Source organism: Streptomyces sp. NPDC006197 (genome assembly GCF_040613865.1).
GTDB lineage: Bacteria > Actinomycetota > Actinomycetes > Streptomycetales > Streptomycetaceae > Streptomyces.
This window is the reverse complement of the sequence record NZ_JBEXSZ010000303.1, coordinates 1-1,151: the sequence shown is the minus strand read 5'-3', so window position 1 is coordinate 1,151 and position 1,151 is coordinate 1. Positions and strand designations below refer to the sequence as shown.

At 73.2% G+C, this 1,151-nt stretch carries 1 protein-coding gene and 1 pseudogene; one reads left to right on the top strand and one right to left on the bottom strand.

The genetic code is table 11. The features are described from left to right. Positions 1-14: 14 nt before the first annotated feature. A complete protein-coding gene (locus tag ABZ318_RS39600; RefSeq protein ID WP_356907253.1) occupies positions 15-584 on the top strand; it encodes a class F sortase in 570 nt (189 codons plus the stop codon). Between the two features lie 65 nt (positions 585-649). On the opposite strand, the pseudogene ABZ318_RS39595 reads toward ABZ318_RS39600, so the two are convergent. Then, a pseudogene (locus tag ABZ318_RS39595) lies at positions 650-1,057 on the bottom strand (polysaccharide deacetylase family protein); the annotation flags it as partial. Positions 1,058-1,151: the final 94 nt, after the last annotated feature.

Here is a 1,151-nt window from a genome sequence, read left to right as displayed (position 1 = left end):
GCCATGGTGGCCGGCTGCGGGTCCTTGCCGAGGACGTCGTCGTCGTAGGCCGTGCCAGGCTCCTTCATGGAGCGCAGCCGCGCCCGGTCGCCCCGCCGCCCGCCGCGAGCACCGGTCTGGAGCCGCTGCCGTACGCCCCGGCGTCCCGGGTCAAGATCCCGGCGATCCAGGTGGCGGCGCCCATCATGGACGTGGGTCTGGACGAGCAGGGCTGGGTGGCGGCCCCTCCCCCGGAGGACCCCAACCTCGCCGGCTGGTACCAGAACGGCATCGCCCCCGGCATGCGCGGCACCTCCGTCCTCGTCGGCCACGTCGACAACACGAAGGGCCCGGCGGTCTTCTACGGCCTGGGCTCCCTCCAGAAGGGCCAGCACATCGAGGTCGAGCGGTACGACGGCCGGGTGGCGGTCTTCGAGATCTACGGCGTCCAGGTGTACGCCAAGGACAACTTCCCCGGCGTGGAGGTCTACGCCGACACCGGCGAGCCGGAGCTGCGGGTGATCACCTGCGGCGGCGGCTACACGCGGGCGCGCGGCTACGACGGGAACGTCGTGGTCTTCGCCCGCATGGTGGGCTCGCGCTAGCCGACGACCGACGCGGAGGGCCCCGGCACCCGAGGGTGCCGGGGCCCTTGCCCGTCCCGGTGCGGTCAGCGCCGCGGGACGGTGATGTGGTAGCCGGCGTCGAGGAGTTCGGGCAGGTAGCGGCGGAGCGCGGCCACGCTCTGGGAGCGGTTGCCGCCGGCGTCGTGGGAGAGGACGACGACGCCGGGTGCGGCGCCGTCGAGGACGCGGCGGACGATGGTGCCGGTGCCGGGTTCCGTCCAGTCCAGGGTGTCGACGGTCCAGGCGAGCGGTTCCATGCCGAGTTCGGCGCCGATCTCGAAGGAGAGCCGGTTCCAGGCGCCGTAGGGCGCGCGGTACCAGAGCGGGGCCGCGCCCAGGGCCTTCTCGATGACCTCGCTGGTGGAGCCCAGCTCGGCGCGGATCCGGGAGGGTCGCAGTTTCGGGATGAGCGGGTGGGACCAGGAGTGGTTGCCGACGACGTGGCCGTCCTCGCCGCGACGTTCTGCTCCCCGAACACCTGCCCGCAGTTCTTCAGGGCAGCCGGCGACACGGCCTCCGCGCCCTTCTCCCGCTCACCGTCCCCGT